20 protein-coding genes and 1 pseudogene are annotated in these 22,138 nt (G+C 64.1%); 15 read left to right on the forward strand and 6 right to left on the reverse strand.

Features of this window, described 5'->3' with window-relative positions; genetic code table 11:
* The first annotated feature begins 38 nt into the window (after window positions 1–38).
* Both queG and AUC70_RS05065 read left to right on the forward strand, forming a co-directional pair.
* Window positions 39–1,169 (forward strand): tRNA epoxyqueuosine(34) reductase QueG, encoded by a 1,131-nt coding sequence (queG, locus tag AUC70_RS05060; protein WP_069443848.1) that lies wholly within the window; start codon window positions 39–41, stop codon window positions 1,167–1,169.
* Window positions 1,166–2,041 carry an SDR family oxidoreductase gene (locus AUC70_RS05065; RefSeq protein WP_069443849.1) on the forward strand — a complete coding sequence of 292 codons (876 nt, stop codon included), beginning with the start codon at window positions 1,166–1,168 and terminating at the stop codon, window positions 2,039–2,041. The genes queG and AUC70_RS05065 overlap by 4 nt, the downstream gene beginning before the upstream one ends.
* A gap of 3 nt (window positions 2,042–2,044) precedes the next feature.
* Here AUC70_RS05065 and AUC70_RS05070 read toward each other — a convergent pair whose 3' ends face one another.
* Window positions 2,045–2,647, reverse strand: a complete 603-nt coding sequence (locus AUC70_RS05070) for an alpha/beta hydrolase (RefSeq protein ID WP_244505503.1) — start codon at window positions 2,645–2,647, stop codon at window positions 2,045–2,047.
* A gap of 234 nt (window positions 2,648–2,881) precedes the next feature.
* On the opposite strand from AUC70_RS05070, the gene AUC70_RS05075 reads away from it, so the two are divergent.
* The 9 genes and pseudogenes from AUC70_RS05075 to pheT all read left to right on the forward strand — a co-directional run bounded on the left by AUC70_RS05075 (window position 2,882) and on the right by pheT (window position 11,757).
* Window positions 2,882–4,078 carry a glycosyltransferase family 4 protein gene (locus AUC70_RS05075; RefSeq protein WP_069443850.1) on the forward strand — a complete coding sequence of 399 codons (1,197 nt, stop codon included), beginning with the start codon at window positions 2,882–2,884 and terminating at the stop codon, window positions 4,076–4,078.
* A 192-nt stretch (window positions 4,079–4,270) separates the two neighbouring features.
* Window positions 4,271–5,182: a hypothetical protein gene (locus AUC70_RS05080; RefSeq protein WP_158007361.1), complete on the forward strand. Its 912-nt coding sequence runs from the start codon at window positions 4,271–4,273 to the stop codon at window positions 5,180–5,182.
* A 190-nt stretch (window positions 5,183–5,372) separates the two neighbouring features.
* On the forward strand, window positions 5,373–6,248 hold the full coding sequence (locus tag AUC70_RS17065) for a hypothetical protein (RefSeq protein ID WP_069443852.1): 876 nt from the start codon (window positions 5,373–5,375) through the stop codon (window positions 6,246–6,248).
* Window positions 6,245–6,691 (forward strand): O-antigen ligase family protein, encoded by a 447-nt coding sequence (locus AUC70_RS17070; RefSeq protein WP_069443853.1) that lies wholly within the window; start codon window positions 6,245–6,247, stop codon window positions 6,689–6,691. The genes AUC70_RS17065 and AUC70_RS17070 overlap by 4 nt, the downstream gene beginning before the upstream one ends.
* Window positions 6,692–6,842: 151 nt before the next feature.
* Window positions 6,843–7,364, forward strand: coding sequence for a translation initiation factor IF-3 (infC, locus tag AUC70_RS05095; protein WP_069443854.1), 522 nt, complete (start codon window positions 6,843–6,845; stop codon window positions 7,362–7,364).
* A 187-nt stretch (window positions 7,365–7,551) separates the two neighbouring features.
* Complete coding sequence (rpmI, locus tag AUC70_RS05100) at window positions 7,552–7,755, forward strand: 50S ribosomal protein L35 (protein WP_045364199.1); 204 nt, start codon at window positions 7,552–7,554, stop codon at window positions 7,753–7,755.
* 82 nt (window positions 7,756–7,837) lie between these two features.
* A pseudogene (gene rplT / locus AUC70_RS05105) lies at window positions 7,838–8,190 on the forward strand (50S ribosomal protein L20).
* Window positions 8,191–8,223: 33 nt separating this feature from the next.
* Complete coding sequence (gene pheS, locus AUC70_RS05110; RefSeq protein WP_069443855.1) at window positions 8,224–9,309, forward strand: phenylalanine--tRNA ligase subunit alpha; 1,086 nt, start codon at window positions 8,224–8,226, stop codon at window positions 9,307–9,309.
* Between the two features lie 3 nt (window positions 9,310–9,312).
* Window positions 9,313–11,757, forward strand: a complete 2,445-nt coding sequence (gene pheT / locus AUC70_RS05115) for a phenylalanine--tRNA ligase subunit beta (protein ID WP_069443856.1) — start codon at window positions 9,313–9,315, stop codon at window positions 11,755–11,757.
* A gap of 356 nt (window positions 11,758–12,113) precedes the next feature.
* Here the strand turns inward: pheT and AUC70_RS05120 are convergent, their stop codons facing one another.
* Window positions 12,114–13,532, reverse strand: a complete 1,419-nt coding sequence (locus AUC70_RS05120) for a CapA family protein (protein WP_083241277.1) — start codon at window positions 13,530–13,532, stop codon at window positions 12,114–12,116.
* 13 nt (window positions 13,533–13,545) lie between these two features.
* Entirely contained in the window at window positions 13,546–15,210 is a 1,665-nt protein-coding gene (locus AUC70_RS05125; protein ID WP_069443858.1) for a GMC oxidoreductase, read from the reverse strand.
* A gap of 154 nt (window positions 15,211–15,364) precedes the next feature.
* Here AUC70_RS05125 and msrA point away from each other — a divergent pair, with 154 nt between their 5' ends.
* Entirely contained in the window at window positions 15,365–15,976 is a 612-nt protein-coding gene (gene msrA, locus AUC70_RS05130) for a peptide-methionine (S)-S-oxide reductase MsrA (RefSeq protein ID WP_206599316.1), read from the forward strand.
* A gap of 100 nt (window positions 15,977–16,076) precedes the next feature.
* Here the strand turns inward: msrA and AUC70_RS05135 are convergent, their stop codons facing one another.
* Window positions 16,077–16,322 carry a hypothetical protein gene (locus AUC70_RS05135; protein ID WP_069443859.1) on the reverse strand — a complete coding sequence of 82 codons (246 nt, stop codon included), beginning with the start codon at window positions 16,320–16,322 and terminating at the stop codon, window positions 16,077–16,079.
* A 126-nt stretch (window positions 16,323–16,448) separates the two neighbouring features.
* Window positions 16,449–16,676, reverse strand: coding sequence for a hypothetical protein (locus AUC70_RS05140; RefSeq protein WP_069443860.1), 228 nt, complete (start codon window positions 16,674–16,676; stop codon window positions 16,449–16,451).
* 244 nt (window positions 16,677–16,920) lie between these two features.
* Here AUC70_RS05140 and lepA point away from each other — a divergent pair, with 244 nt between their 5' ends.
* The 3 genes from lepA (at window position 16,921) to AUC70_RS05155 (ending at window position 21,497) form a co-directional block, all read left to right on the forward strand.
* The gene (gene lepA, locus AUC70_RS05145) at window positions 16,921–18,732 is read left to right on the forward strand and encodes a translation elongation factor 4 (RefSeq protein WP_069443861.1); all 1,812 of its coding nucleotides are present in this window, start codon (window positions 16,921–16,923) and stop codon (window positions 18,730–18,732) included.
* A 311-nt stretch (window positions 18,733–19,043) separates the two neighbouring features.
* Entirely contained in the window at window positions 19,044–20,180 is a 1,137-nt protein-coding gene (locus tag AUC70_RS05150) for a TAXI family TRAP transporter solute-binding subunit (RefSeq protein WP_069443862.1), read from the forward strand.
* A gap of 42 nt (window positions 20,181–20,222) precedes the next feature.
* Window positions 20,223–21,497 carry an SH3 domain-containing protein gene (locus AUC70_RS05155; protein ID WP_069443863.1) on the forward strand — a complete coding sequence of 425 codons (1,275 nt, stop codon included), beginning with the start codon at window positions 20,223–20,225 and terminating at the stop codon, window positions 21,495–21,497.
* Here AUC70_RS05155 and AUC70_RS05160 read toward each other — a convergent pair.
* Entirely contained in the window at window positions 21,494–22,084 is a 591-nt protein-coding gene (locus tag AUC70_RS05160; RefSeq protein WP_069443864.1) for an HdeD family acid-resistance protein, read from the reverse strand. The two genes, AUC70_RS05155 and AUC70_RS05160, sit on opposite strands and share 4 nt — an antisense overlap.
* Window positions 22,085–22,138: the final 54 nt, after the last annotated feature.

The raw sequence follows: 22,138 nt of genomic DNA on the forward strand, positions 1-22,138 counted from the left end.
AGCCTGCCCACCCTGCCACGAACGGACGGTCGCCCGTGATGGGACAATCCCTGAAACGGATCATCGCCGAACGCGCGGAGGCGCTTGGCTTCGACGCCGTGCGGATCACGGGCGCCGACGCTCCCGAGCGCATGGGCCCCGCGCTCGATGCCTTTCTGGCGCAAGGGCGCGAGGGCGACATGGGGTGGCTCAAGGACACGGCCCAGCGCCGTAAGAGCCCCCACGCGCTTTGGCCCCATGCCCGCAGCATCATTTTGCTCGGAACGAACTACGGCGGGTCGGCCGACCCGCTCGCATCTCTGCAAGATGCGTCGCGGGGGGCCGTGTCGATCTATGCGAAGCGTGCGGACTATCACGATGTCATCAAGGGCAAGCTCAAGCAGCTGGCCGGACAGATCCAGGCGCTGGCCGGCGGCGACGTGAAAGTGTTCGTCGACACCGCGCCCGTGATGGAAAAGCCGCTGGCGGCGAAGGCCGGGCTCGGGTGGCAGGGCAAGCACACGAACCTAGTTTCGCGCGACTTCGGCTCGTGGCTTTTCCTAGGTTCCATCTTCACCACGGCAGATATCGAAGCGGACGCGCCCGAGATCGACCATTGCGGCGCCTGCCGCCGCTGCCTCGACGCCTGCCCGACGAAGGCGTTCACCGCGCCCTACGAGATCGATGCGCGGCGCTGCATTTCCTACCTGACCATCGAGCACAAGGGGCACATCGCGCCCGAGTTCCGCGCGGCCATGGGGAACCGCATCTATGGCTGCGACGATTGTCTCGCCGTCTGCCCTTGGAACAAGTTCGCGCAAGCGAGCCACGAGACGAGACTCGCTATTCGTCCGGAGACGGACGACCCGCCGCTCGCCGAGATCTTGGCACTGGATGATGCAGAGTTCCGCACCCGCTTTCGAGGCACGCCGATCAAGCGCACCGGGCGTGACCGCTTCGTCCGCAACGCCCTCATCGCCGCGGGCAATGCGAGGGACTCATCGCTCGTTCCGCATGTCGAAGCGTTGATCGACGATGCCTCGCCGCTCGTGCGCGCCATGGCGGCGTGGGCGCTCCAGCGCCTCGATCCTGCCAAGTCGGACACGCTGCGTGTGGAACGGCTTGCCGCCGAGACGGACGGTGCCGTCCGGGCGGAATGGCAAGTGACCGAAAGCGCGTTGGTGCCATGAGCCGGCTCTTCGCATTTGGATTTGGCTATTCCGCACAGCAACTCGCACCGCGTCTCGTGGCGCGCGGCTGGACCGCCGCTGGAACCGCACGTGATGAGGCCAAATGTGATGCCTTACGGGCGCGCGGGTTCGAGGCAGCCGAGTTCACGGGCGATGTGCCCCGTCCGGACGTCGACCGCCTACTCGCGGGGACGACACACCTGCTGCATTCCATTCCGCCCGACCGCCACGACGGCGAGAGCCACGGCGACCATGTACTGACCCACTATGGCGACGCACTGGCGGACCTCGGCAGCCTGCAATGGATCGGCTATCTCTCGACGGTCGGCGTCTATGGCGATCAGCACGGTGAATGGGTGAGCGAGGACACGCCGCCCAAGCCCAACAGCGCCCGCACCGAGGCGCGCGTGTCCGCCGAACAGGCTTGGCTCGACTTCGGCGCCAAGACCGGCGTGCCGGTGCAGATCTTCCGCCTTGCAGGGATCTACGGCCCGGGCCGCAGTGTGTTCGACAAGATCAAAGCGGGCACGGCAAGGCGCATCAACAAGCAGGGCCAGGTCTTCAGCCGCATTCACGTGGACGACATCGCCACGGTGCTGGAGGCGTCCATTGCGTCGCCGCGCGCGGGCGCGATCTACAACGTCGCCGACGACGAGCCGGCGGCGCCGGGCGACATTGTGGCCCATGCCGCTCGAATGATCGGGATCGAACCCCCGCCGGAGATCGATTTCGAGGACGCGGACCTGCCGCCCATGGTGCGCAGCTTCTATGAAGGCAGCCGCAAGATCGGCAATGCCCGCATCAAATCGGAACTCGGTGTGGCGCTACGCTATCCGACCTTCCGCGAAGGGCTCGCGTCGCTCAAGCCGTAAGGCTTAGGCGGCCGCCGGATTGATTATCGCCTCGATCGTACGCGCAAGGCGCTGCAAATCTTCCGGCTCCGACAGGCGGTGGCCGGCGGCCTTCACCAGCGTGAGATCGACGTCGTTGGTCGCCAGCAGATCGACCAGCTGAGCGCTGTGTTCCCACGGCACATCTTCGTCGCGCATGCCTTGAAGGATGCGCACCGGCGCATTCACCGGAATGTTGCCCGCCGCAAGCAAATGGTTGCGGCCCTCTTCGATGAGGATCTTGGTGATGGGATACGGATCGTCGTAGTTGGACGGGGCGTGGTAGACGCCTTCGGTGAGCACGATGTTGCGCGTCTTCTCCGACATCTTTTCCCACATGAGCTTCTCGGTCATGTCCCAGGCCGGCGCGATGAGCACGAGACCCTTGAGGTGCGTGTCGCGGCTTTCCGCGAGTTGCCGCGCCAGGAGCAGAGAGATCCAGCCGCCGAGCGAGGACCCGACGAGGATGACGGGCCGCGCGCCCACGAGCGCCATCATCGCTTGCGCTTCTTCCAGCCAGGCGCCGGTCGAGGCCTTCTCAATATCGCCGCCGGAAAGGCCGTGGCCCGAATAGTCGAAGCGCAGCATGGCGTAGCCTTCCGGGCCGCCCACTCGCTCAAGAACACGACCTTCGTGCTCGCCATGTCGGAGAGGAAACCGGACAGCCAAATGACGGCCGGAGCATCGTCCGATGCCCCCGCATCAAAGCGATAGGCGATGCGGCGGCCATGATCCCCTTGGCCAATCTCCATAAAATGTGGTTCTTGCTGGTCCATCTTGAGAGCTGCCCGCAGTTTGGGATTCGAGGATAGAAGCGACGCGATGTCGGACGTGACCATATTGCAGGTCGTGCCACGGCTTGAAACCGGCGGCAGCGAACAGTCGACCGTCGAGATCGCCGCAGCGCTCACCCAAGCCGGAGCGAAGGCTCTGGTTGCCACCGAGGCGGGCGCTTTGGCAACTGCCCTCGAGGATGCCGGCGGCGAAATCATCGAACTGCCCGTGGCGAGCAAGAACCCTCTGACCATCCTCGCCAATGCCCGGCACCTGGCGCGAATCGTCGAAAGACGCAATGTCACGCTGCTCCATGCGCGCAGCCGCGCGCCCGCCTGGAGCGCCTATCTCGCCGCCCGCAAGACGCAGCGGCCCTTCGTGACCACCTATCACGGGGCCTATAGCGGCAGGAGCCGGCTGAAGACGTTCTACAACAGCGTCATGGCGCGCGGTGACCGGGTGATCGCGAACTCGCGCTTCACGGCGGGGCTGATCACGAGCCAATACCCTGTGCCGCCGGAACACCTGCACGTCATCTATCGCGGCTTCGATGTCTCGGCGTTCGATGCGGACAACGTGGCGCCGAAGCGCCTCGACCGGCTGCGCGAGGTCTGGGGGATCTCGCCGGAACAACGCGTTGTTCTGCAGGCCGCGCGGCTGACACGCTGGAAGGGGCATCCCTACACGATCGAGGCGGCACGTCTCCTGAAGGATAGGGATCAACTCGGCGACGCGGTCTTCGTCTTCGCCGGCGACACGCAAGGACGCGAGGACTACCGCGCAGAGCTTCAGGCCGAGATCGACGCGGCGGGTCTCACCGGCGTCGTGCGCCTCGTCGGCCATTGCGACGATATTCCGGCGGCGTTCACATTGGCGGACCTCGCCGTGGTGGCGTCGACGCGTGCGGAGACATTTGGACGCACCAGCATCGAGTCTCAGGCGGCTGGCTGCCCGGTCATCGTCAGCGATGTCGGCGCGGCCAGCGAGAACGTGGTGCCCCAAAGCGACCTCGACGCGTTTACCGGATGGGTTGTGCCGACGGCCGATGCGCACGCCCTCGCCGATTGCCTGGGCGAGGCGTTAACCCTTTCCCCCCAGGCGCTCGCGGAAATCGGACAGCGCGCGAGGAGCAACGCTCGCGAACGCTTCGCGCTGCATGACATGCAGCGGGCCACGCTCGCCGTTTACGACGAACTGCTAGGCACGGGGCTGGCTGCGACGTTCTGTCCCGCCAAACAACTCTAATCGTTCAAAAAATCGTGTGCCGGCTTTCGACCCGACTGCCCAGATTTTGCCTCGGTTCCGCCGCGTCATCCTGGGACGAATTGTTCTCGCTGGCGCCGAGCAGCTTCTTCTTGAGGGAACCAACATCCTAAAGGAGTTGTTAAGTATGGCGGTGCCAATCTCTTAAAAATGTACCCAGGCGTTTCGACACATATGCAGGCACGAGCGACTTCGGCACGGGGCGTGGATACGCCGCCGGTGCACTTCGTCTATCATGTGCCCAAATGTGCGGGCCGGACTATCGATCGCCATCTGGCGGGCGCGTTGCCGGCGAACGCCTACCATCGTTTGCGCCGGCGCCGTGGCCTAGGCCGGCTCGCGACCGGCTACGACACGTCGCATCTGCCCGATCCGAACGAGACGCAGATTGTCAGCAGCCATTATCTCGGCATCTCAATCGACTCGCTGTTTCAGGATCGGCTTATCAAGCGCAGCATGCTGCTGCGCGATCCGGCGAGCCATTTCGTGTCGTACTACAACTACCGCATGACCCGTTACATCAACGAGGGTCTGCAGCCCTACGGTATCGACATCGCTTACGGGGCCATGCGGCGCAACTTCATCACGCACTACATCCTCAACAACTTCCTCGAGTTGAATTGGGTGCAGATCGCCAGCCTGTCCGACGAAGACAAGTACGACTTGGCGAACGCGTTCCTGTCCATGTTCTGGTTCGTCGGCGATTACACGCTGTGCGACGACCTGCTGGGCGCTCTCGGCGACCGGCTCGACATCTCGGCCAATGCACGGCTCCACAATGGGCTCGCGGACTTGTCGCGGGGCGCGGGATGGACTCCGCTGACGCTGGATTTGCTTCCCCAGTCGACGGTGGCCCGCATCCAGGCCGATAACAGGATCGATCAGAGGCTGTGGGAGACTTGGCGCGAGGCTCGGCACGAGACCGGCGCGGTACGTCCCGCCGCCCTCGAGAACGGGGCAGCGAGCTTCGTCGGCGGTGAAGCCATTCGCTTCGTGCACCAGATCGTCCGGCGCTTGCAGCGGCGCTGGGGACACTTCGACACCGGCGTGGCCGTCCCGCAGCGCGACCCCGCCACAATCGTCTAGCCGGCCTTCCTGCGAGCTGACCGTCCCTCGCCTCACGTCTAGCCGAAAGCCGGGAACGTCCTAGTTTGCCCGTCAACATGTCCTGGCGGGCGCTTTCGGGTGCGACTGCGAGGTGCTATGGACTAGGAACTGACCTCGTCCACCAACGGCACCTCGGGACCCGCGCCCAAGCCCAGACACCGGAATCCCTATGCGGCAACTTGCCAAACTCGCGCTCCGGCGAGAGACCGCGATCATCCGTTCTCTGTTTTTCCTTGGCCCCCTCATCACACTGCTGATCCCGAAGACGACGGTCGCGATCCTGATCGTGCTGTTTCTGTGTTGTGTGGGGCTGGATTTGGCGCGGGGCGGTAAGCTCAAGGATTTGTTTCGCATTGATGCGACACTCGCCTTGTTCGGCCTGACGGCCGCGTATCTCTTCATCAACGCGACGTGGTCGCTCGACCCGCAACGCGCCATCACGGCGGCCATCTGGTTCGTCCTGGTCGCCGTCATGTCTTTCAGTTCTGCCCGCGCGCTTGCACGCTGGCCGGCGCCCGCGTTGCGCGCGGCGTCGACGGCCTTCGCCATCGGGACCGGGATCGGCATTGCCATTGTTCTGTTCGAAGCGGCCACGGGACGGCTTGCGACCCTGACCCTCTATCACGCCCTTCCCATCACGCAGCCGGACAGCCTCAAGGGATTTGTCGTGCGCGACGGCAAGATCGTGCGGATCGCTCCGGGCGAACTGAACGCCATGATCGCCGTCATGCTGTTGGCCCTGTGGCCAATGCTGCTGTGCGTGTTGACGCGGCTCGGGTGCCAGCGGCGCTATCTCGTCGCGGGCGCGCTATTCATCGCCGCTACCGCGGCAATCTTTCTGTCGAATCACGATTCGTCGAAGGTCGGTCTCGTCGCCAGCCTCGTCGTGTTTGCGCTTGCGATCCCGTGGCCGGCCGGGACGCGAAAGGGATTGTGGCTCGGCTGGTGCCTGACGTTCGCACTGGTGGTGCCGGTGGCGACGGCCGCTTACAAGGCCGAGCTCCACAAGTCCGAATACCTCCCGCTCTCGGCGCAAGCCGGGTGACACTCTGGGCCTATACCGCCGAACATGTCCGTGCCACCCCGTTCCTCGGCATCGGCGGCTCGTCCACGCGCAAGATCGATCAGTCACCGGACAATCGGCGGATGCAGTGGAGGAAGAAACTCAAGACCGAGGGCTTCGGCTGGCGCGCAGGGGCCCATGCGCACAACGTCTTCCTGCAAACCTGGTACGAACTGGGCGCCGTCGGCGTCATCCTGTTCGTGGTGACGGGATCCGCCGTGATCCTGTCTCTCGGCCGTCTGCCGCGCGATACGCAACGTTTCGCGCTGGCCCAAGTGGCGGCCTTCTTCGCAATTATCGCGTTTGCATGGGGCATGTGGCAGGGATGGCTCATGGCGCTGACGGGCTTGGCGGGGCTCTATGTCGTGCTCGCCGTGAACGCCTATCGCGCAAGCCGCCCTGAGACCGTCGCCGCTTCGCCTTGATCCGAAAGCCGATTCCGGCGTGACTTGTCAGGCATTGCCGCCTTCTTGTAGAACTTTTCGCTTCTAACTTTGTTTTACTGTCGCGCCCCGTGCCTCGCCGCGGCGAGGGCGCTTCAAAACCTAAGGAGACTGAGACATCGCAAGACGGCCCATGAAGATGGCCCCCAACCGGGGCGGCCCACGCACCAACGAGGGTATAGACACTCCGCAAATCCAGCTCATTGACGCAACCGGCGAAAATGTCGGCGTCGTTGAGATTGAAGACGCGCTCGCGCGCGCCAGCGAGGCCGGGCTCGATCTCGTCGAGATTTCGCCGAACACGGACCCGCCCGTTTGCAAGATCCTGGATTACGGGAAATACAAATATCAGGCTCAGAAGAAAGCGACCGAGGCGCGCAAGAAGCAGCGCACCGTCGAGATCAAAGAGATCAAGATGCGGCCCAACATCGACACGCACGACTATGACGTGAAGATGCGGTCCATGAACCGGTTCTTCGAGGAAGGCGACAAGGTCAAGGTGACCTTGCGGTTCCGCGGCCGTGAAATGGCTCACCAGGACCTGGGCATGCAGTTGCTCAACAAGGTCAAGGTCGACACTACCGAAATCGCCAAGGTGGAGTCGGAGCCTCGGCTGGAAGGGCGCCAGATGGTCATGGTGCTCGCACCACGCTAGGCGGCGGGCCCGAATCGCGCCGACAGCGCTTGCGCTACGGGCGCAATTCCCTTTATAACCCGCCGTTCAAGGAGCCGCCCGGCAGGGCATGCCGTGGCGGCTCGCATGCTTTCCAGCATATTTGTTCGAAAATTGTTCAAGAACGTGGGCCTGGAACCCTCCAGCGCCTGCCGAAGAAGGAAGCCAAATGCCCAAGCTCAAGACGAAGAGCGGTGCCAAGAAGCGATTCAAGGTCACGGCCAACGGCAAGGTGAAATGCCTCGCCGCCGGTAAGCGTCACGGCATGATCAAGCGGACCAACAAGTTCATCCGGAATGCCCGGGGGACCATGGTCCTGGCCGACGAAGACGCAAAAGTCGTGAAGAAGAATTTTCTCCCCTACGCCCGATAGGGCGAAGGCTTGCGCCCGGTAGGGCAAGGACTTGCGCCCGACAGGGCCGAGTATCGAGAACAACGCTTAAAGGAGCACCGAAATGTCCCGCGTGAAACGTGGCGTCACCGCCCATGCCCGTCACCGCAAGGTGATCAAGCAGGCGGCTATTACGGACGCCGTAAGAACACCATCCGCGTCGCCAAGCAGGCCGTGGAAAAAGCTGGCCAGTACGCCTATCGCGACCGCAAGGTGAAGAAGCGCACCTTCCGCTCTTTGTGGATCCAGCGCATCAACGCCGCAGCGCGCTTGCATGGCGTGACCTATGGCCAGCTCATCGACGGTCTCAAGAAGGCCGGCATCGAGCTCGACCGCAAGGTCCTGGCGGATATCGCCGTACGCGAGCCGCAAACGTTCCAAGGATTGGTCGAAGCTGCCACTGCCGCCCGGGCGTAAGGCCCGGCCTCAAACGGCGAAGGAGCAAGACCGATGAGCGCGTCAGAGCTCGACACCCTCAAAGCAGAACTGCTTGAGGCGGTCGCGGCTGCGTCCGATTTGGCGAGCCTCGAAGAGGTGCGCGTGGGGGCGCTCGGCAAGAAGGGCCGCGTGTCGGCCCTGATGCAGCGTCTCGGCTCCATGCCGCCGGAAGAGCGGCGCGACTTCGGCCAAGCGGTCAATGCCGTCAAGGTGGCTGTCTCGGATGCTCTCGAAGCCAAGCGCGAGACGCTCGCTCGCGCGGCCACGACGGCGAAACTCGCGGCCGAGCGTGCTGACGTGACCCTGCCGGTCCGCGAAGGACCGCTGGCCGAGGGACGCGTTCATCCGGTCAGCCAGGTCACCGACGAGATCACCGAGATCTTCGCCGATATGGGCTTTTCGATCGCCGAAGGGCCCGACATCGAGACCGACTTCAACAATTTCACGGCGCTCAACATTCCGCCGGAGCACCCCGCCCGGCAGGATCACGACACGTTCTATTTCGCCGAAGGCCCGGACGGGACGCGCCCTGTCCTGCGCACCCATACGAGCCCGGTGCAGATCCGCACGATGCTCAACAACAAGCCGCCCTTGCGCATCATCGCGCCGGGGCGCGTGTACCGCTGCGACTCGGACCAGACCCACACGCCCATGTTCCACCAAGTGGAGGGGCTGGTCATCGACGAGGAGGCCCATCTCGGCCACCTGAAATGGGTGCTCGAGGAGTTCTGCAAGGCCTTCTTCGAGGTCCCCGAGGTCAAGATGCGCTTCCGCGCGAGCCATTTCCCCTTCACAGAGCCGTCAATGGAGGTCGATATCGGCTACGCCAAGGTGGGCGACGAGATCCGCATCGGCGAGGGCGACCAGTGGCTGGAAATTCTCGGCTGCGGCATGGTTCATCCCAACGTGCTGACCGCCGTCCATCTCGACCCCAAGAAATTTCAAGGCTTCGCGTTCGGCGTCGGCATCGATCGCCTCACCATGCTGAAATACGGGGCCCCGGATTTGCGCGCGTTCTTCTCAGGCGATTTGCGCTGGCTGAAGCATTACGGCTTCGCTCCGCTGTCCGTGCCGACCCTTGCAGGAGGGCTGAGCTAGACCATGAAGTTCACGCTGTCCTGGCTTAAAGAGCATCTCGATACGGACGCTTCCGTCGAGGAGATCGCCGACACGCTTACCCTGATCGGGCTCGAGATCGAAGAGGTCGTCGACCCGGCCAAGGCGCTCGCGAATTTTCGCGTGGCCGAAGTCGTGACGGCGCAGAAGCATCCGGATGCCGACAAGCTGCAAGTGCTTCAGGTCAATACGGGCAAGGAGACGCTGCAGGTTGTCTGCGGCGCGCCGAACGCGCGCGCAGGGATGAAGGGCGTTTTTGCCCCTGTCGGCACCTACGTCCCCGGCATCGATTTCACTCTGACCAAAGCGAAGATCCGCGGCGTCGAATCCAGCGGCATGATGGTCTCGGAGCGCGAGCTGGAACTCTCCGACGAGCATACGGGCATCATCGAACTCCCGGCGAAGTCGCGTGTCGGCAGTTCGGCGGCGAAAGCGCTCGGCCTCGATGATGTCCTCTTCGACATCGCCATCACGCCGAACCGGCCGGACTGTCTCGGTGTGCGTGGCGTGGCCCGCGATCTCGCGGCGGCCGGCCTCGGCAAGCTGAAGAAAGACACGGTCAAGCCGGTCAAGGGCAGCTTCGACAATCCCGTTCCGGTCAAGCTTACTTTCGACAAGGAAACGAAGGACGCTTGTCCCGTCTTTGCCGGCCGCCTCGTGCGCGGCGCAAAGAACGGGCCGAGCCCGGCTTGGCTGCAGGCGCGGCTCAAGTCGATCGGACTCCGGCCCATCAACGCGCTGGTCGATATCACGAACTACATCTCGTTCGATCGCGCGCGCCTTTTGCATGTCTACGACGCCGATAAGCTTGCCGGCGCGGTCCGTGCCCGGCTCGGCAGGATCGGCGAGAGCTTCGAAGCCCTCGACGGCAAGACCTACAAGGTCGACGAGGAGATGTGCGTGATCGCCGACGAACGGGCCGTGCTCGGCCTGGGCGGCGTGATGGGCGGCGAGGAGACGGGCTGCACCGAGGAGACCACCAACGTCTTCATCGAGTCGGCCTATTTCGACCCGAAGCGCACGGCGCGCACGGGCCGCACCCTGAACATCATTTCCGACGCCCGCTTCCGGTTCGAGCGCGGGATCGACCCGCAGTCGGCGGAGCACGGCATCGAGCAGGCCACTGCCATGGTACTCGACCTTTGCGGCGGGGAGGCCAGCACGGTCACGGTGGCCGGGCGCGCGCCGAAAGCCAACAAGCCGTTCCGTTTCGACCTGCGGCTGGTCGGCCGCTTGAGCGGTCTCTCGCTGCTTCACCGCGGCATCGAACGCAAACTCAAAGTGCTCGGCGTCACGCTCGAAGGTGAGGGCCACGTGCTGAAAGCCGTGCCGCCGTCCTGGCGCCCCGACCTTTCCATGCCGGCCGACCTCGTCGAGGAAATCGTACGGCTGACCGGGGTCGACCGCATTCCGGCCGAGCCGTTGCCGCGCCTGTCGGGCGTCGCGAGGCCGGTTCTGACGCCCGCGCAAAAAAGGGCGCGCACCGCACGCCGCCTGCTCGCTGCGCGCGGATTCGTCGAGGCCGTCACCTGGTCCTTCATTCCGAAGAACGAGGCTGCCCTGTTCGGCGGCGGGGGCGAAGCCCTGGCGCTGGACAATCCGATCTCCACGGAGATGTCCCAGATGCGTCCGAGCCTTCTGCCCGGTCTCATCAGCGCAGCCAAGCGCAACCGGGACCGCGGTTTTGCCGACGGTGCCCTGTTCGAGCTTGGCAATGCCTATCGCGGCCTCGAGCCGGACGATCAGTACACGGGCGCCAGCGGCGTGCGCTTCGGGCAATCCTCGCTCGACGGCGCGGGGCGGCATTGGTCGGGCGCCGCGCCCGAAGCCGGCTGGGCGACTGCGAAGGCCGACGCCATCGCGGCGTTGGAAGCGCTGGGCCTCAGTCAGAGCAACGTGCAGATCGTGCGCGAAGCCCCTGACTGGTTCCATCCCGGCCGCTCCGGCGCGATCAAGCTCGGACCGAAAGTAACGCTCGGCGTGTTCGGCGAGCTTCACCCCGACACGCTTGCAAGCCTCGATGCGGACGGACCCATGGCGGCGTTCGAGCTCTATCTCGACAATCTGCCGCCCTCGAAGCGAAAGGGCACCGCCAAGCCTGCGCTGGATGCCTCCGATCTTCAGGCGGTCACGCGCGACTTCGCCTTCCTCGTCGATGCGGACACGGACGCAGGCCTGCTCGTTCGCGCGGCGTCCGGTGCGGACCGCGCGCTCATCTCCAATGTCAGCGTGTTCGACGAGTTCACCGGCCAAGGCGTGCCGGAGGGCAAGAAGTCGCTCGCTATCGAAGTGACGCTGCAGCCGCGCGACAAGACACTGACGGACGAAGAGATCGACGCAGTGGCCGAAAAGGTCGTCGCAGGCGCGCGAAAGCCACCGGCGGCACGCTCCGCTAGGCTCTTTTCCAGGTTCAAACCGCCAACTCATTGAAGTTGCGGCGGTTTCTACCCTTCATGTTCCCCTTGCGTTCCCCACAAATTCGGATCAAGTTTCGAGTCGATGCACCGATCGTGGTGCATCTCTCATGGAGAAACTCAAATGCCAAAGGGCAAAACAAGTGCATCTGGCAGCGCTGCCAAAACAGGCCGTGTCACTCCGGTGAAACAGACCAAAGGTCGTTCCAGCACCCCCGCAGCGGGAAGCATGTCCAAAGCCGGACAGGGCGCCGCCAAGGCCGGTCGGGCGCGAAAAAAATAGTCCCAACTCTCATTTGATCTCTCTCGAGGGCCACGCTCGTGGCCCTCGTTTTCCCGCCAAGCCGCATCAGCATCGGAAGCGCGTCAGCGTTAGAACTGCCCAAATCCGAAAATCGAATTGGTCTTGCGCTTCTTCTTGCGGCCCGCGCCATAGAAGGGCTTGTCCGCGCACGCGCTGGCGAGCGTCGGGGCGAGTTGCGCGGGGATCGGCGGTGCGGGTGTCCAGGATGCACATAGCGCACCGATCTTGCCGCCGAGCTCTCCGGCACCGGCCGCGCAGTAGAGTCCCGTCCCGTCTTCGCGCGGCGTGAAGGTGATGCCTTTGGCGCCCGCACCATCCCCGAGCCGTTGACCCAGATCGTTGAGTGCATAGATCCGCCGCGTCCCCTCCTGCGGCGAGAAACGTGCGGGGCGGACATGGGTATCCGTGACCGGGATCGCCTCGATGGCGCCGACGGTCCACGCATCTTCAACCTTGGCCAGATGCACCTTCGCCATGAGGCCGTAGTCGCGGCACATGCCGAAGCGCTTCATCTCCGCCGTACCCGGATGCAGAAAATTACCGAGCCCATAGAAGATGAGCGAATCCCCGACACGCTCGACGCCCTGCGCCACGTGCGGGTGATGGCCGACGATCAGGTCGATCCCCTTCTCGCGCGCGGCGAAGTCCCGCCAATCGTCGATCTGGCGCTTGTCGGGCACGACGCGGCCTTCGAGCCCGTAATGGACCGACAGGATGCGATAGTCGGCGGGGATTTCACGCAGCCGATTGACGACGATCTCGAAGTCTCCCCGCCGGCGATATGCCGCCTGACCGGGTTTGTTGTCGCCGGCGCGATGCTCCGCCCGCTGACCTGTGACGATTCCCGTCGCGGCGAAGCCGAGCTTCATACCTTCGATATCGAGGCACCCCGGCCGCGTGGCTTCCTCGAAGTCGCCACCGAGTCCGGCATAGGCGATTGTCTTGCCTTCTCCTCGCGCCGCATTGGCGATAGCGAAATGATAGAGCGTCTCCTCGGCGCCTTTCGGGCCGTAGTCCATGGAGTGGTTGTTGGCGAGGGAGAACAGGTTGAAGCCCGTGCCGAGAAGCGCGTCGAGCCCAGCCGGATGGCTGCGGAAATTGTAGGGCGATGTCTGCCCTTTCATGTCAGGCGGCAAATCGTTGCGGTCCGTCAGCACGGTCTCGAGATTGAGAAAGGCGACGTCGCCGTCCATCTCGCCCGCGATGCCGCTGAGGCTCTCATCGAACGTGAGGCTGCGCCGGTCTTTCGTGAAGCCCCTCGGGTCGACTGGCGCGCCTTTCGGATTGAAGCCCGTATCGCCTGCCAGCACGAGCGTGAGCTGCGTCGGTCCTGCAGGCTTTGGCGCGCTTGCTAGCTTCGGCGTGCCGCCGATGGCCGCCGTGTACTCCGTGCTCGGGCAGGGGCCGATGCGCATGTCGGCCCGTGCTTGCCCGCCCGCGCCAAGGCTCACCAGGAGCATGGCTGTGGTGCAAGCAACGAGGCGCATCCGTCTTTGTCCCTTAGGCGGTGGCTTCGAGTTCGGCTTGAAGCCGAATCGGTTCGGTGTCGAATCCTAGATTATGGTCGCGGGCAAAGTGAACCATGGCGCGCTCCGCCAACGCACTGATGGTCAGGAGCGGGTTGCAGCCGAGCGACCGCGGCATGACCGACCCGTCGCATACATAGAGCCCCGCATGGGTCTCCTCGCCTGTCGGGCTCGCGAACACCTGGCACTTGTGATTGACGGTGCCGGACTCGGCCGTCTCGCCCATGCCGCAACCGCCGAGCGGGTGCGCGGTCGCGGGGCGCGAGCCCATATTGGTGGCGGACAGCGGGTTCTTGATATAGCGCCCGCCGACGAACTCTGCCGCCTTGGTCAGTGCGTCGTCGACGCGGGCGTAAACATCTTGGCTGGCGACATCCGGCCAATCGACCGCGATCGCATCGTCCTTGAGCACGAGGCGTCCCTCAGCGTCGTCGTGCGACACGCAGAAGAAACTCTGCAGATGCGACAGCGGTCCCTTGTAGACACCCTTGATCAGGCTCTGGGCCGCGCCCAGCAGCCGTCCGCCCGCGATGAAGAACACCGGCAGCAGCGGCGCGACCGAGGACGGCATCGTGCCTTCCTGGATAATCATGCTGGCGTTGAGATCATCGTCGTCCGGCAGCTCGATCTGACCCGCCACGGACGTTCCAACGGGGTCCTCGGTGAATTTGGGCGGCTCGCCCACACCGACCGCGTTGGCGCGGTTCTTCCCACCCAAGGCAAAGGCAATGATGTCGCCATTGGCCGAGAAACCCATGCCGAGCCGATCGGAGGTGCCTAGGCCCCTCTCGCGCGAGCGCAGCAGGATCTCGGTGGAGCCCAGCGTGCCCGCGCCGAGGAACACGGTCTTCGCGTCCACCGTAGCCGCCTCGCCCTCATCGGCTGTGGGGTAGAAGTGTACGCGCCAGCCGCCGCTCAGCTTCTCGACATGGCTGACGGAAAGCTCGGTGAAGATCTCGGCGCCATGCATTTTGGCGTCGGCGAGATAGGTGACGGCGACGGAGTTCTTCGCACCCACATTGCAGCCCGAGCAGCAGTCCCCGCAGAGCGTGCAGGCGCGCTGTGCGAGCCCGGCGGGATTGACCACGTCGTCGAAGCTGACCGTGATGGGCGCCGTGACCGGCGCTTTACCGAAAACGCCGCTGGCCGCTTCCAGCGCGCGATACTTGGTGAGTTCAGGCGCACCCGCATAGCGCGTCGGCCGCAGCATGTCCGCGGCCCGGGCAAAGCCGAGGTCAAGCAGACCGTCCTCACGGATTGGATCCGGCCAGGCACGATCGGCGAAGACACGCGCATCGGGGCGCAGAGCGACGCCGGCATTGATCAGTGAACCGCCCCCAAGGCCGCACCCGACCACCACGTTGATGTCCGAGCCCAGGCGAACGTCGTACAGCCCCGTTCCGGACCCGGACCGCTTCTTGCCGCTATGGACCTGAAGCTCGCGCCGAAGCTCGGGCATGCGCGAGGGGAACCCGCCGACCGGCACCTCCCGGCCCCGCTCCAGGACACAGACGCGCTGGCCCGCGCGCGCGAGCCTAGACGCGGCGATGCCGCCCCCATAGCCGGATCCGACCACGACCACGTCGTAGGCCGGCCGCATGGCCGCGCGGTCAAGGGATAGCGTTTCAGGCTGCTGCATGCCTCTCAATACCTCGGCTCCGGCAGGACTTCCAACACGTTATGGACCACGAGATGCGCTCGCTTCACTTCCAATCACACAACCGCGAGTGTCCCTACCGCCCACCTCCGCGACTCCTTATCGTTCCAGACAGACAACAATGTGGAGACGTTCAATGATCGCGCGATGGATTTTCGCCAGCCTGACGGCCGCCTTCCTGGCGCTGTTCGTGCTCGCCATGCATGGCCAAACTGCGATGGCGGAAGACGCGGCGGAGACCAAGACCGCCATTTTCGCCGGCGGCTGCTTCTGGTGCGTGGAGGATGCGTTCGACAAGGTCGACGGCGTGACCGAAACGGTCTCCGGCTATGCGGGCGGCACCCTGAAGAACCCCACCTACGCCAACCACAAGACCCATGTGGAAGCCCTCAAGGTCACCTACGATCCGTCGAAAGTGACTTATGCGGAGCTCCTCGACAATTACTGGCACAATATCGATCCGTTCGATCCGGCCGGCCAGTTCTGCGACAAGGGCCCCGCCTACCATACGGTCGTGTTCGTCACCAACGATGCGGAAAAGGCACTCGCCGAGAAGACCAAGCAGGAGATCGCGGAACAGTTCGGTAAGAAGGTGGAGACCGAGATCCGTCCGACCACGACGTTCACCGCGGCCGAGGAGTACCACCAGGATTACCACACGAAAAATCCGGTGAGCTACAAGTACTACAAATGGGGCTGCGGCCGCGCCCAGCGCCTGTCCGAGATCTGGGGCGACAAGAGCAGCTGATCCGACGCAGAGCAGATACGGCTGAAACGAAAATGGGGCGCGTGCGCATCGCAATGACGACGGGACGGCGCCCCATTCGGCAATCTATGACGGCGTGCGGCTAGTAGCCGATCCAGACGCCGCGCTTGCGGGCCTTCTTCCAGTCCTTGCGGCGGTCCTTCCAAGCGTCGCGGCGATCCTTGCAGGCCTGCTTGTAGGCTTTGCGCGACCACTTGTCGTAAGGGTACATCCATTTCGCGCGGTCGGCGCAGCTGGGAGCCGCGTTGGCCGGGGCCGGGGCCGAAACGAGCGTTGCGCTGCCGGCGATCACCGCGGCGGCTATCGAACACAGAACAAGCTTCTTCATCGCTGGTCTCCTCCGTATGCACGGGATTGGCACGGCACCTCGCCCCAACAGGCAAAAAGAAAGGGGCCCAAATGAGCCCCTTTCTTGCATTTCTGATGTCAATCGATCTCGGATCGATGTGCCCGCTTACGAGCGGTCCTTCAGGAAGTTCAGCTTCGAGAACCGGCCGCCGTCGGCCTTGGCCGACTTCATCGACTTCTTGCACTCGCGCTTGATCTTGACCCGCTCCATCATGCTGGTGGCCTTGACCTTCGCCACTTCCTGGCAGGTCTTCGCGGCCTGGGCCGGGGACGCAAGCGTGGCGCCGGCAATCAGAGCAGCCGCAGCGGTGGCGAGAAGGACATTCTTGTGCATGGATTCAATCCTTAAAGGCAGTCTCTGGATTCGAGACCAGGGGTTGGATGCGAGGCTTCGGTCTCTTTGCGAATCATCCGAATCTCCCGCGATCGGAAGAGCATTCCAATCGGCGAATTTCTACGCGCGGACAACTGCAAAATTACGGCAGTCGCGCACATGGTTTCGCCAAAATTAACAGGCGCCGACACGCGCCTAACTCCCAGCTTGACCTAAAGCCGTTTGCTCCCCTACGTAGCCGTCCATGAGTGCGCCGATACCCCTTTCCCATATCCGAAACTTCTCGATCATCGCCCATATCGACCATGGCAAATCGACCCTGGCCGACCGGCTGATCCAGCTTTGCGGCGGCCTCACGGCGCGGGAGATGAAGGAGCAAGTGCTCGACTCCATGGATATCGAGCGCGAGCGCGGCATCACCATCAAGGCTCAAACCGTGCGCCTGGACTATCGGGCCAAGGACGGAAAGCTCTACGAACTGAACCTGATCGACACGCCGGGCCATGTGGACTTTGCCTACGAGGTCAACCGGTCGCTCGCCGCGTGCGAAGGCTCTCTCCTCGTCGTGGATGCGACCCAAGGCGTCGAAGCGCAGACGCTCGCCAATGTCTATCAGGCGCTGGACAACGATCACGAGATCGTCCCCGTCCTGAACAAGATCGATCTGCCGGCCGCGGAGCCGGAGCGGGTCCGCGCCCAGATCGAGGACGTGATCGGGCTGGACGCATCCGACGCAGTAGAGATCTCGGCCAAGACCGGTCTCGGCGTCGAAGACGTACTCGAGGCGATCGTGACGCGCCTGCCGGCGCCGCAAGGGGATGTGGACGCCCCGCTCAAGGCCATGCTCGTGGACAGCTGGTACGACGCCTATCTCGGCGTCGTCGTGCTTATCCGCGTCATCGACGGCACGCTGCGGAAAGGCCAGCGTATCCGGCTGATGTCGACCGGCGCAGGCTATCAGGTCGACCGTTGCGGCATCTTCCGCCCCAAACAGGAGATGCGCGACAAGCTCGGCCCCGGCGAGATCGGCTTCTTCACCGCCGCCATCAAGGAAGTGGCCGACACCCGCGTCGGCGATACCGTGACGGACGAGAAGAAGCCGACCGAGAAGCCGCTGGCGGGCTTCCAGCCGGCACAGCCTGTCGTGTTCTGCGGACTGTTCCCCGTCGACTCGGGCGACTTCGAGGATTTGCGCGAGGCTGTCGGCAAACTGCGGCTAAACGATGCGAGCTTCGAGTACGAGGTGGAGACATCCGCCGCGCTCGGCTTCGGCTTCCGCTGCGGCTTTCTCGGCCTCCTGCATCTGGAGATCGTCCGCGAGCGGCTGGAGCGGGAGTTCGATATCGATCTCATCGCGACGGCACCGTCGGTCGTCTATCACGTGTTCCTCACCGACGGCACGATGATCGAGTTGCATAACCCTGCCGACATGCCCGAGCCGCAGAAGATCGAGCACATCGAGGAGCCCTGGATCGAGGCCAGCATCCTCGTGCCGGACGAGCACTTGGGGGCCGTGCTGAAGCTGTGCGAGGACCGGCGCGGGCGGCAGAAGACGCTCACCTATGCGGGCGCCCGCGCGATGATCGTCTACGACCTGCCGCTCAACGAAGTGGTGTTCGACTTTTACGACCGGCTGAAGTCGGTGACGCGCGGCTATGCGTCCTTCGATTACCACATCACCGGCTACGAGCAGGGCGACCTGGTGAAGATGTCCATGCTGGTGAATGCCGAGCCCGTGGATGCGCTGTCGGTGATCGTGCATCGGGGCCGCGCCGAGGCGCGTGGGCGCGCCATGGTGGACAAGCTGAAGGACCTGATCCCCCGGCACATGTTCAAGATTCCGATCCAGCCGCCATCGGCGGCAAGGTCAATCGCGCGCGAAACCATCAGCGCCCTGCGCAAGGACGTGACCGCGAAATGCTATGGCGGCGACATCACCCGGAAGCGCAAACTGCTCGAGAAGCAGAAGGCGGGTAAGAAGAAGATGCGCAGCTTCGGCAAGGTGGACATCCCCCAGGAAGCCTTCATCGCCGCCCTCAAGATGGACGCCGACTAGGCGCGCCTCTCTTCCGACGAAACCAAATCGCTACACCTGCGTTATTGATGCGGCACGCCGCGCTTCGGGCGCAATTTCGCGTGCCTTGCAACGATGCCCAGATAGAGCACGCAGAATTATTACATTCTGTGGCCATATTTTCTTTTTCTATACTGTATATTTTCTGCCTCATTGCAGTCTAAGTTGATCGTTTCCGAACACATTCATGGCGCTTATGTGATTTTATCTCGATTTAGAATCATGTTTACTTGACAGATGCGAATCGATCACTTCCCATTCGGCGCGGGGGACGTTTGAATGAGGGATCTATCATGCGGATCGCTTTGGCCATTGGCCTGGCCGGACTGTGTCTGCTGCGCCCCTACGGGGTCGCGAACAGCGCCGAGAGCGGCGCCGGCAATGACGGGAGCCCGCTGAACGCCGGCACCGTGACGATCATGTCCGGCACCACGTTCGACGGGACCGCGGTCGTCGCCCGCGATATCGCGGCCATGATCAACAGGGCTGACTTGAGCAGCGGCGACGTGTCCCTCAGGGCCGTTCCGATGATCGGACAGGGCCCGGCCCAAACCCTCCGCGACGTTCTCAGCCTTGGCAGCGTCGATATGGGCGTAACCCATTCGACGGTTCTCAATCACTATGCCCAGTCCGGCGAACTCGGCCCGATCAAGGACCGCCTCGTCTACGTCGCGAAGCTTTTCAACGAGGACCTGCACCTGCTGGCCGGCGCAGACATCACGACGGTCGAGGACCTGAACGGCAAGACGGTGAATGTCGGTCCGAACGGAAGCGCCACGGAGATTGCGGCGCAGATCCTGTTTGACGCGCTAGAGCTTGAGGTCGAGGCGGCTCACCTCGATGAGGCCGATGCGGTGGCAAAGCTGAAGTCGGGCGAAATCGAAGCCACGATCCTCATCGGAACGACGCCCATCGCCGGCCTGGCCCAGATCGGGGCGGACGCGCACCTCAAACTTCTGCCGGTTCCCTATCCTCAAGGGCTCGAGGACGACACTTATCCGGCCGTCCTGACCCATGGCGACTACCCGGCCCTGATCGAGAGCGGCGCGCGGGTCGACACGGTGGGCATCTGCGCCGTCCTCGTGGCGCTCGGCGACAAGGCCGATGCAGACCGCCAAGCGAAACTCGCTCTCTTCGTGGACCGCTTCTTCTCGAGGTTCGATGCACTCCTGCAGCCACCCAACCACGCCAAATGGCGGGACGTGAATTTCGCCGCGACGCTCGAGGACTGGCAACGCGCCCCGCAGGCACAAGCCTGGATCGACATGGCCCGCTCGACGGCCGTCGCGGAGGCCCGCGAGCGGGAGAGCTTCAAGGCGTTCCTGACGCAGACCGGCGACGTCGTAGCCCCTGACTCTGTTTCCGATGCGGACCAGGAGAAGCTGTTCCGCGCCTTCAAGGCCTGGAGCAAGGCCCAACAATCGAACTGAACGAGCGCCAAGCGCCACCGGCACGTTTACAGGGAGGTCCCCGTGGCAACGCCAGCACTGAGACAAGACGACATTCCGGACGAGGTCCTGCGGCTTGCGGAGGAACTCAATGCCGCTTCCTCCTTCGGCTATAGACTGGCGGCAGCCAATACGGACCAGACCGCGTCCTCGCTCGCCCGGCGTTTCGCACCTGATAGCGTCCGGCAACGCACCACCGCCGCCGATCCCACCCGGCTGGCTCCCGTTGAACCCTCGTCATACCGTCCGGACACCAAGCCCCGGCGCTTTATGCGGACAGCTGCCATCGGCTTTGTCTGTGTTGCGGCTTTGGCCGGCGGGATGATGTGGCTGGGGGGTACCGGTGATCTCGACCTGGACCGCGTGTTCCAACATGCGGGCCTCGTCACCCAAACGGAACCCGCGCCGCGCACATCCGCGGCGTTGTCGATCGACGTCCTTCCGCCTCGCTTCTCCGCTCCCGCCCTCGCGCCGGACGGAGACGGCAAGGTCCGTACGGCGGCCCGGCCTGATGTGGCTCCCCCACTTTCGTCTGGGTTCGCCGTGCGGGCCGGGGAGTCCGATCGCGTCGAAGGCTTGATGGCGCACGGGCAGAAGATGATCGACGCGGGCTATCTCGCCGGCGCACGGGCCTATTACCGCCGGGCGGCGGAAGCCGGGAGCGGCGAGGCCGCTCTCGCGGTGGGCGCAACTTACGATCCGGATATCGTCGCGCGCCTGGGCGTCCAGGGCATCAAGCCCGACAGAACGGAAGCCGCCAAATGGTATGCGCGGGCCGCGGGCCTCGGCATTGCCGATCGGGAGACGACGCTCCAGGCTCTGACTAAAGACTGGGGCCAAGAGACGGCGGCTCCCAAGCAGACGGAGGTCATGGCAGCGGCCCGTCCGGCGCTCGGCGTCTCCGCGCCCATCAAGAACCCTCTTGTGGGGACGCGGAAGCCGCAGGATGCCGACGACGTTGCGGAGCGGCAGCAACTTGCCAGCAACAGCGCGGCTCGGGCGAGTTCGGTCAGGCCGCAATTGCTGGCGTCCGAGGAAGACCCGAAGCCGGGGCCCTTGACCATGCTCATGCGCGCGGCCACCGGCCAATCGGCTCAGGAAGAGTGGATGGAAGTCGCCAGCCCCGTGAACATCCGCAAAGGCCCATCCTCGAACGCCGGGACCGACAAGGTCGCCCCAAGGGGGGCCAAGTTCCGCGTGGTCGGCCGCGAGGGCAATTGGATCCGCGTCGCTGACCCCAAAACGGCGCAGGAAGGCTACATCTACAACCGCTTCCTGAAGGAAAGCAGCGCGCCCTAGGCGTCTTTGACCGCAGGCGCGTTGTGCACCTGCCACGCGAGATAGGTGAGCGCGGCGCCCTCGCTGACGAGGAGTATTCCGAGCATCAGTCCCAGGACCCAGCTCGCCGTGAGCGGCATGTTGGCCCACAAGACGAAGGCCAGAACGATGCCGACGACACCGCTTGCCAGCACCCATCCCCAATTGGGAAACGGCCGGATCGTCAGGGCAAAGATCACCTTTGCGATGCCTTCGACCATGAAGTAGACGATCAGCAGCATCGTCATCACGAGGAGCCCGCTTTCGGGCGAGCGGAGCAGCAGTACGCCAATCAGGACCGCGAGCACGGCGGAGATCAGTTGCAGCCAGAAATGCGGGACGTTGGTAGCGCCGATCAAGCCAACCGCCTGCAGCACCCCGCTGATGATCAGCACCCATCCCAAAAGGGACACGATCGCGACGGACGCGAAAATGGGTGAGATGATCGCGAGCACGCCCGCGACGACGAGCAATACGCCCTGAATCAGGTACCAAAGGGAGTAACGCTTCACGGTCTCGCGCATCGCCTCGCGAAGCGCCGCAGCAGCAGCATCCACTGGAATAGCCATGGGTCGGGCCCTCCTCTAGGGTGTCGGTCGAATCACTCCTGTTCTCCACAGCAG

This window comes from Methyloceanibacter stevinii (assembly GCF_001723355.1).
Classification (GTDB): Bacteria; Pseudomonadota; Alphaproteobacteria; order Rhizobiales; family Methyloligellaceae; genus Methyloceanibacter; species Methyloceanibacter stevinii.